This is a genomic window from Flavitalea sp. (assembly GCF_035489435.1).
GTDB lineage: Bacteria > Bacteroidota > Bacteroidia > Chitinophagales > Chitinophagaceae > DATHKG01.
Window position 1 is genome coordinate 176,727 of the sequence record NZ_DATHKG010000020.1, and the last position, 7,812, is coordinate 184,538.

General features: G+C 40.9%; 5 protein-coding genes. 2 read left to right on the forward strand and 3 right to left on the reverse strand.

The features are described from left to right. Positions 1 to 35: 35 nt before the first annotated feature. Positions 36 to 3,350, forward strand: a complete 3,315-nt coding sequence (locus tag VK664_RS03480) for an IPT/TIG domain-containing protein (protein ID WP_461397216.1) — start codon at positions 36 to 38, stop codon at positions 3,348 to 3,350. A gap of 81 nt (positions 3,351 to 3,431) precedes the next feature. Here the strand turns inward: VK664_RS03480 and VK664_RS03485 are convergent, their stop codons facing one another. Next, entirely contained in the window at positions 3,432 to 4,100 is a 669-nt protein-coding gene (locus VK664_RS03485) for a hypothetical protein (RefSeq protein WP_461397217.1), read from the reverse strand. Positions 4,101 to 4,105: 5 nt separating this feature from the next. Continuing rightward, on the reverse strand, positions 4,106 to 4,684 hold the full coding sequence (locus VK664_RS03490; protein ID WP_461397218.1) for an RNA polymerase sigma factor: 579 nt from the start codon (positions 4,682 to 4,684) through the stop codon (positions 4,106 to 4,108). 1,215 nt (positions 4,685 to 5,899) lie between these two features. Here VK664_RS03490 and VK664_RS03495 point away from each other — a divergent pair. Beyond that, positions 5,900 to 6,937, forward strand: coding sequence for a hypothetical protein (locus tag VK664_RS03495; RefSeq protein ID WP_461397219.1), 1,038 nt, complete (start codon positions 5,900 to 5,902; stop codon positions 6,935 to 6,937). A gap of 498 nt (positions 6,938 to 7,435) precedes the next feature. Here VK664_RS03495 and VK664_RS03500 read toward each other — a convergent pair whose 3' ends face one another. Beyond that, complete coding sequence (locus VK664_RS03500; RefSeq protein ID WP_461397220.1) at positions 7,436 to 7,663, reverse strand: DUF3732 domain-containing protein; 228 nt, start codon at positions 7,661 to 7,663, stop codon at positions 7,436 to 7,438. Positions 7,664 to 7,812 lie beyond the last annotated feature (149 nt).

The window sequence follows — 7,812 nt, forward strand, 5'->3', positions numbered from 1 at the left end:
TAGTTATTTTTGACGGAATCCAAATCCATTAGAAAATGCCCCAACCCGACCCCTGGGTAAAACCCTTACGAAATTTGTTGTCAGGATGCTTGTTGGTCTTTATTTCGATTTTATTTTCCAATCAAACGTTTGCTGAATTTGCACCTGCGCCTCAGGTCACCAGTACTGGATTGATGTACACTGTTGAGGGAGGTACCGTTACAATAAATGGTAACTTTTTTACCGGAGCCACTTCAGTTTTAATAGGCGGGAACGGGGACACACCAGCTGCTTCTTTTACAGTTGTCTCGGACAACCAGATACAGGCAGTTATAGCCAGGGGTACCCGGTCGGGCTTTGTAAAAATTATAACTACTTCGGGATCATCTGCGACAGGTTCATTGATAATATCCATAAAGCTTATAGCGCGTATAGAGTCGTTTACACCAACCAGTGGTGCTGCCGGTACAGAGGTAACCATCAAAGGATTTAATTTTACTGGTACAACGGCTGTGAGTTTTGGTGGAACTGCGGCTGCATCCTATACTCTTATAAATGATTCAGTAATACGGGCAGTAGTTGGATCAGGTTCAACCGGGCAGGTGCGGGTTGTAAACAGTGATGGCACGGGATTTTTTGGAACCTTTACTTATGCACCGGCAACCCCGGTGCCTAATATTACTTCGTTTACACCTGCTAATGGCACCACGGGATCTATGATCAGCATCAAAGGAAATTATCTCTCTGGTGCTTCGGCGGTAGCAATTGGCGGAGTTGACGCATCGTCGTTTACAGTTCTTACCGATTCAACCATTAATGCAGTGGTAGCAGCAGGAGCCGGTTCAGGTGCGGTGGCCGTAACAACGCCTGGCGGAACTTATTCTACTAATGGGTTTACATATGTTACTCCCGACCTGAAGCCGCATATCAGTTCTTTTACACCTGGTAGCGCATCACCACGAACAACAATTACTATCAAAGGATACAACTTTACCGGTGCCACGCAGGTAAGTTTTGGCGGCACACCGGCAAGTTCATTTTCTGTAGTTTCGGATTCGACGATAACAGCATTGGTATTTTCCGGTTCAACGGGTTGGGTGAAAATAACCACTCCGGGGGGAGCCGATTCGCTTGGTGGCTTTACCTATATTCCGGCAGCACCTGAGGTCACGACAACGGGAATATTGTACACGGTAGTAGGCGATACCATTACTGTTAATGGCAACTTTTTTACCGGTGCTACATCTGTTTTAATCGGCGGCAATGGTGACACACCAGCTGCTTCTTTCACAGTTGTCTCCGATAATCAAATAAGAGTTGTTATAGCCAGGGGCACCCAGTCGGGTTTTATTAAAATAATAACCCCTTCGGGATCATCTGCGACAGGTTCATTGATAATATCCATAAAGCTTATAGCGCGTATAGAGTCGTTTACACCAACCAGTGGCGCTGCTGGTACAGAGGTAACCATCAAAGGATTTAATTTTACGGGTACCAGTGCGGTGAGTTTTGGTGGAACTGCAGCGGCTTCCTACACATTTGTAAGCGATACAATATTACGTGCAGTAGTTGGATCAGGTTCGACAGGGCAGGTGCGTATTGATAACAGCGATGGCTGGGGATATTTGGGAACCTTTACATACACAGCGTCAAAACCGGTGCCTAATATTACATCGTTTACACCCACCAGTGGCACCACAGGTACAACCATCACTATAAAAGGTTTTTATTTCACTGGTGCTACGGCGGTAACTATTGGCGGAGTAGCGGCATCATCGTTTACAGTTCTTTACGATTCAATTATTAATGCAGTGGTAGCAACAGGTGCCGGTTCCGGTGCTGTAGCCGTAACAACGCCAGGCGGAACTCATTCTGCTAGTGGATTTACATATGTTGCTCCTGACCTGAAACCTCATATCAGTTCTTTTACACCTGGTAGCGCATCACCGCGAATAACAGTCACTATCAAAGGATACAACTTTACCGGTGCCACGCAGGTAAGTTTTGGCGGCACACCGGCCAGTTCATTTTCTGTGGTGTCGGATTCGACGATAACAGCTTTAGTATTTTCCGGTTCAACGGGTTGGGTGAAAGTAATCACTCTCGGGGGAGCAGATTCACTGAATTATTTTACTTATATTCCGGCACCTCCTGAAGTCACTACAACGGGAATATTGTACACTGTTGCGGGAGGTACTGTTACGATTAATGGTAACTTTTTTACCGGTGCTACTTCTGTTTCAATAGGCGGCAATGGCGATACTCCAGCTGCTTCCTTCACGGTTGTCTCTGATAACCAGATCCAGGCTGTTATAGCCAGAGGCACCCAGTCGGGCTTTATAAAAATTATAACCCCTGCGGGATCATCCGCAACAGGTTCGTTGATAATATCTGTAAAGCATATAGCGCACATAGATTCGTTTACACCTACCAGTGGTGCTGCTGGTACAGAGGTAACCATCAAAGGATTTAATTTTACCGGTACCAGTGCGGTAAGTTTCGGTGGAACTGCAGCGGCTTCCTATACACTTGTAAGTGATACAATATTACGGGCAGTGGTTGGATCAGGTTCGACAGGGCAGGTGCGTGTTGATAATAGTGATGGATGGGGATATTTGGGAACCTTTACATATGTAGTGGCAGCAGCGGTACCAAATATTACTTCGTTTACGCCCGTTAACGGAACCACAGGAACTGTTGTTACCATCAAAGGAAATTATTTCACTGGTGCCTCGGCCGTAACTATTGGCGGAGTAGCGACATCATCGTTTACAGTTCTTTCCGATTCAATCATGCATGCAGTGATAGCAGCAGGGGCCAATTCCGGTGCGGTAGGCGTTATCACTGGTGGTGGAACTGCTTCGCTCAATGGATTTACTTATGTTATTCCCGATCTGAAACCGCAAATCAGTTCTTTTACGCCCATGAGTGGCGGCAGCGGTACTTTGGTGACCATTAAAGGTTCCAATTTCGGCAATGTAACAGCCGTTAGTTTTGGTAGTACAGCAGCCATTTCATTTACGGTAAGCGATTCAATCATTACAGCTGAAATAGGTTTCGGCGGAACGGGAGTTGTGAAAGTTACTACCAGCAACGGGTCTGATACGCTGGGCATGTTTACTTATACATCTGCAAAAATCCTGGCTGCTCCTAATCCTGCTATAGGTTCTATACTTATAGCTCATCCTGTTAGTAGTAAGAATGCGGTGATCAAACTCACAAACTCAATGGGAAATATAGTGCAGAATGTAAAAGTTATTCAAGGCAATTCCCAAACAAAACTGGATCTCACGGGAGTAGCGCCGGGTATCTACATAATCTGGTGGGGTGATGGTGCCAGTGCGTTCAGTAAAACAGTGCTTATTAAATAAGTAAATAGTTATTATACATCGGCCGCCTCTTTAATTTGAGGCGGCCTTGTTGTTTCATGACCAGTTTTAGTTGAATGGCCTTCAACATTTATTTTCGTTTTTGAAATTTTCAATTTCGGTATAAAATTCAATGGCATTCCTTACTTTTTTTCCGCCGGCTCCTGAAAGTACAGATCTTACCCATTGCCGGTCCAGGTTTTCCAAGCGCAGTTTTTTATACAGGTACAACGCGATAGTTACAAACGACAAGGTGAGCAAACACTGGAACACTATATAGCCCCATCCCATTTCCGAAGGGAACCACCTGTCACTCAAATAAAAAGTACTCCAGAACGGCAGTTGTAAAAAAGTAACGCGGATATGCCGGGCTATGGACAGTTGCAGGCGGTTCAGCTGTTGCTGTATAACTGTGATGCTACCACTGTAATCAATAGCACCGGCCCATACCAGGTGACGGATATAATCATAGAGTGCATTTATATTGATTATAAATATAGCGCCCATGGAAACAATAAAATAATTGGCGGCAGAACTATAATGGACAATAGCGTAGGACAATACCAGGCCGAGAAGGATTAAATAAATTATAGCAATGGCAATACCAATTTGTTTTGTTCGCACTACTGATTGTAATGCTGTCTCCGCTTTTTGGTGGAGGCTGTCTTTCAGCAGACGCCGGTTGATTTGTAAAGACTGATCGATTTTTTCGTACTGTTCTTTCCATAAAAGCACAAAATTAACTTCTTCCATATCCTTTAATGTTTGATTTGTGAGAATTTTTGTTTTAGAATGTTTTTTATACGTGCTATTTTGGTGGACACATTTGTCTCAGTGATACCCATTATGTCGGCTATCTCTTTCTGCGTTTTTTCTTCCAGGTACAGTAATACCAGGGCTTTGTCCAGCGGTTTCAATTCATCGATAAACCGGTTTAATTGAACCGTGTTTTGGTCCATCTGCGTATTGTCAGCAGGACCAGCCATACTTATAATACTTTCCGGGAAATACGCGGTCTTCCTGTTTCGCGTTTTGTTTTTCCTGTAGTGCGAGATGGTTGTATTCAATGCAACCCGGTAAATCCAGGTTGAATATTTAAATGCTGAGTTGTAGCTATCAAATGATTGCCACAGTTTCAGGATAATTTCCTGTACCAGGTCCATCCTGTCTTCGGGATCCTTGCAGTAGGTATTGGCAATTTTATAAATCATGTTTTTATGCGCTTCTATCACCTGTAAAAAAACATCGGTCTTATCGGTTGACGGCATTATCGGTTCATTAAGGTTTGCATTGGCGGATAGTTTATCTATTATACGCAGGCGCGAGTAAAATATCACAAAAAAATCCGTTTTTTGTTTTCTGGTTTCGAAAGCTGATCCAGCTCCACAATTTTGCCTGGTGCCCAAGTTCCTATTATCTATTTGCAAAGAGAAAATGAAAAACTAATGCTTCAAGTGGAATGATTTGCAGCTTTCATGCTTTCTTTTGCCCATAACCAAAAAAGGAACAGGAATAGGAGGTAATCAAAATGGAGATACAAATTAAATTTAAACAGTTAACGCTGAAGGTCTGTTTGCTCGCTTTACTGAGTTGCGACAATATTGCCCCACTCGGGCTGTGTGTGGCACCTGGGAGCATATTAAGAATAATGAGACTTTTAAAGTGTGACCGCGTCAGGATTTAAACCTGCTCGGTGATACTGCCGATGCTTAATCACACTGATACCACACCAGTGGAAGTATGGGTTATGCAAAAATGGTAGAAGTGCTCGTGTCGGTTTCCGGCTTGCTTTAGCACACTAACGCTTATTATAGTTGCCAAGTATTCATGGGGGTGTACCCACAAGAGATTCCGCGTCTAACAGCAACGTAATTCTTCCGTTTTCTCGCCATTGTTCGCGGTAGAAAGTTTTAGTAACCCTTTGGGCGAGGGGTGGCGAAAAATGTTCTTCTGGAGCGTATTCGACAAATTATATAATGAACATGATTTCCAGTGTTATTTAAACAACGACATTACTGAATGCTTGCCAATCAAATAAGTAATTATCAGTATCGTGGTTGAAAGGCTATATCAATAATGGAAACATAATTGCCAAACATTTTTTCCTTAGCCTCATTGATCAACCTCGACTGCATGTAATCCAGGGAAGTTTGACCCGTTTCTCTTTTACCAGATCGCCGATATAATTAGGTCAAAGTTGCAATTGTTCGGCGCATTATGTGACACTGCAGTGGAAGCCACGATTAGATTTGGTCCGTGAGATTTACATCTACTTTTTTATGTGTCACGATGCATCAACAATTTTGTATATGCTATTGCAGCTCTCTTAATTGCGCCCATTATCAATATAGATCATTCCAATTCTTTGGATAGGTGATTACCGGCTTTTTTGTCATACGCCTTCAAATTTATTGTTACTGAATTAATTACTGTTAATCTTTAAGGGGATAAAACATATCATTGTCTCATAATAGGATCAACTAATTTTTTTTTTTGAATCTTTACTTGCCGCCATGTTTCCTTATATTAGCTAACCCAAATTACCCGATACCATGTCAAAGCTTGAAGTAAAAGCGAAATCCAAATGGATTAATTCGTTGAGTAATTTGATGACGGAGAATCTTCTGTTATCTATACTCATTGCAATTGTACTTATAAGCGTGGGCATATGGGTAGATCATTCTTTTGTAGATTACTCTTTTAGTAAACATAGTAGTTATAATACCGTTATCAAGGTCGTCAGTCGATTATTTATTTCTTTGGGTGAAGCTACATTCGTATTTCTTTTTTTACAGCTTACAGTGGAATCCCAATTATCTGAACAACATGTTGACAATGCCAAAAATGTGTTAAACGACTTTTCAAAAGAAGCAAAAAGCACAATTGATAATTTCTCAAAGGAAGTTGAAGTTGCTTCTAAAGCGACTTTGTCCGCTATTAAAGATCAAGCGTTTGAAAGTTTTTTAAATAAATTTTATCCAGAAAATTTTACAAAAAAGTTAACAGATGATGCTTTTTTTAATTTCGACGTTCTACGCACCAGCACTACTTGGACCTATAAAATAAAAAAGAATGCTGAAGGCAAAATTGAACTGATTGAAGAAATTTCTTACACCCTACAAAATCTTAAAAACGAAGAAATTGAACATCAGGTCACGCTAGAAACTTTCAAGACTAATGAAGGCGATCCGAAAATTGCTAAGATTATGGTGATGGGTGATCAAGTTCTAGAATTGCTGGATTTGGCAGCACTTCAAGAGTTACAAAAGCCAGATCGCAACGGGCAGGAATACAACAAATTGTTCAAAATAAAAGCTAAGGGAGAGCTTCTAATTGAAAAAGTCGTTAAGAATGCGTATGAAGGTAAGAAAATTGTCGATTTTCATTTTCCTACAGAGCATTCCCTCAATATTACTATACGAGTTCAATTTTTAAGTCCAATGGAAGATTTTGATTTTGAAATAACTGTTCCTTTTTTGGAGAATGCTAAGTTAGATTACCAATTAAGTGGCTTAGATACAAGGGTTTATAAACAAATCCCTCTAGCATTAAAAGGGCAGTCGATTATGTACGAGATTACGTTAAAATAATTGAGTTTTTGTTGTCTTTGTATGATATTATTGTAACTTTGCTAAAGATAAAACACTTATTATGAAAGGAACAGGAAGTAAAGGGACAGGAAGTTAAATTCTTAAGTGAATTATTCATGCTCCATTATACAAGTATAAAGTTTTATGCTTGTCAAGCCATCCCGGTTAATTACTTTAGGGTGGCTTTCATTTTTAGTTTAGCCTCGATTACCACCTTTTGAGACTAAAAAGGAATCTTTGAGTTTTGCGGTAGATTTTCGTATAAGGGTCTTGAAAATCGAAATACTTTCTTTTTTCCGAATCGCAAAATTTTAGGAAGCTTTTTGTGCGTGGTAAAACTCCCGGAGGCTTAGATTGAAAAGCCATGTAAAGCATCAAAATTATTTTGACTAAGCAAGTTTATTCTGAGTAAGCAATCGCTTGACTTCGGGATAGCATTCCTCGAGTTTGGCATCAATTTGCTTAGTGAATTCGACTAATATATTCCCATCCTCATCTTCAAGATCCGCTGACGTTTTGATCACTCATCAAGGGTGATAGGAATGTATATCTAAATCTTACTACTTGCAATGCTAACAGTGCCGAGATAGGATAGCCCATCCAGTTGCTCCCACCACCAATCTCCCATAAATAATCCACTCTGTTCTGAGAAGAAATAATTTTTAGTGTCAGTTGCTTTTCATCAATTTCGGTTGGGTTATCTGCATCTTCTACTTTTAGTATCATTTTATAATAGTAAGCCTCTAACCAGAACCACGATTGTTATTTGAAAAAGATTTTGTATGCCGATGGGGGGCTTTTGTGGATATTGCGGCTGATGGTTTTGTAACAAAAGTTTGACCTTTACGGGATCACCAATCATTCAGGCACATGTA